This is a genomic window from Massilia rubra (genome assembly GCF_011682065.1).
In the GTDB taxonomy this organism is placed as follows: domain Bacteria; phylum Pseudomonadota; class Gammaproteobacteria; order Burkholderiales; family Burkholderiaceae_D; genus Telluria_A; species Telluria_A rubra.
In genome coordinates this window covers 1-943 of record NZ_VUYU01000077.1, presented here as the reverse complement: position 1 = coordinate 943, position 943 = coordinate 1, and the positions used below count along the sequence as shown (strand labels likewise).

Here is a 943-nt window from a genome sequence, read left to right as displayed (position 1 = left end):
ACATTTGATAATTTAAGTATTCAACGTCGCTTACGCTTCGTTGGCACCTTCATCAAACGCCCACACTTATCGACTGTTAATTGTTAAAGAAAGTATTCGGTATTTCTGTCTTGCCGCATGGTACGAAGCGTTGTGTTCGTTGCAGCAGAGAGGTGAGATTATGCAGCGTTTCGCGTTTCTCGTCAACCTCTTTTTGTTACTTCGTTTCTTTCGAAACGCCCCTAGACTGTCCTGCAACTACTTGATTTCGCTAGCGCTTCAGCGGGGAGGCGAACTATAGCAAAGGCGCTGCTCACTAGCAAGGAATTTGTAGGACCAGATGCCGAAATCGCGTTTCAGTCTGCAATAATGGACATCTTGATACTAGTTGCTAGAAAGAATGACATGAAACGACCTTATCTCTTCGCTGTGCTGCTTGTCCTGCCCCAGGTAGTTCTTGCCACGACCATTTCCGGAAAACTGATCGGTGGCGGCGGTAGCGACAACAACGGTGTGATTATCCGCACCGCCGATGGCAAGGAGGTCAGCGCCTATTGCGTGACGGATGTATGCAACCAATTCCTGGAGGAGGACAACGACGGCTACGGGGGACATTCTTTGAAGAAAAAATTCAAAGGAACTAAGGTGATATTGGAGTACAAAATTGAACGCAACCGTGACCGCATCGCCGGCCCTCATCGAGATGACCGTGTTGAAATTGTGAAGCAGCTGACGATCGTGAAATAGGCTCATGCCATGTCGCCAGGAGCTCATGGGTTACCTGGCGGCATTCCAACGAAAACGCGGACGAAAAAAAACCCCGCATTTCTGCGGGGCTTTCTTCTTATAACTAGCCTGACGATGACCTACTTTCACACTGGTTGCAGCACTATCATCGGCGTAAAATCGTTTCACGGTCCTGTTCGGGATGGGAAGGGGTGGTACCGATTTACTATGGTCATCA

The 943-nt window shown here is 48.7% G+C and carries 1 protein-coding gene and 1 rRNA gene; one reads left to right on the top strand and one right to left on the bottom strand.

The window, feature by feature from the left end; genetic code table 11:
- Window positions 1-384 precede the first annotated feature (384 nt).
- Window positions 385-726 (top strand): hypothetical protein, encoded by a 342-nt coding sequence (locus tag F0185_RS34050; protein WP_167233118.1) that lies wholly within the window; start codon window positions 385-387, stop codon window positions 724-726.
- Window positions 727-832: 106 nt separating this feature from the next.
- On the opposite strand, the gene rrf is transcribed toward F0185_RS34050, so the two are convergent.
- Window positions 833-943: ribosomal RNA gene (gene rrf / locus F0185_RS34045) — 5S ribosomal RNA — on the bottom strand; the annotation flags it as partial.

What these genes read in the sequence shown, in the direction of transcription:
- F0185_RS34050 (WP_167233118.1), top strand. Translation starts at nt 385, where the DNA reads ATGAAACGACCTTATCTCTTCGCTGTGCTGCTTGTCCTGCCCCAGGTA.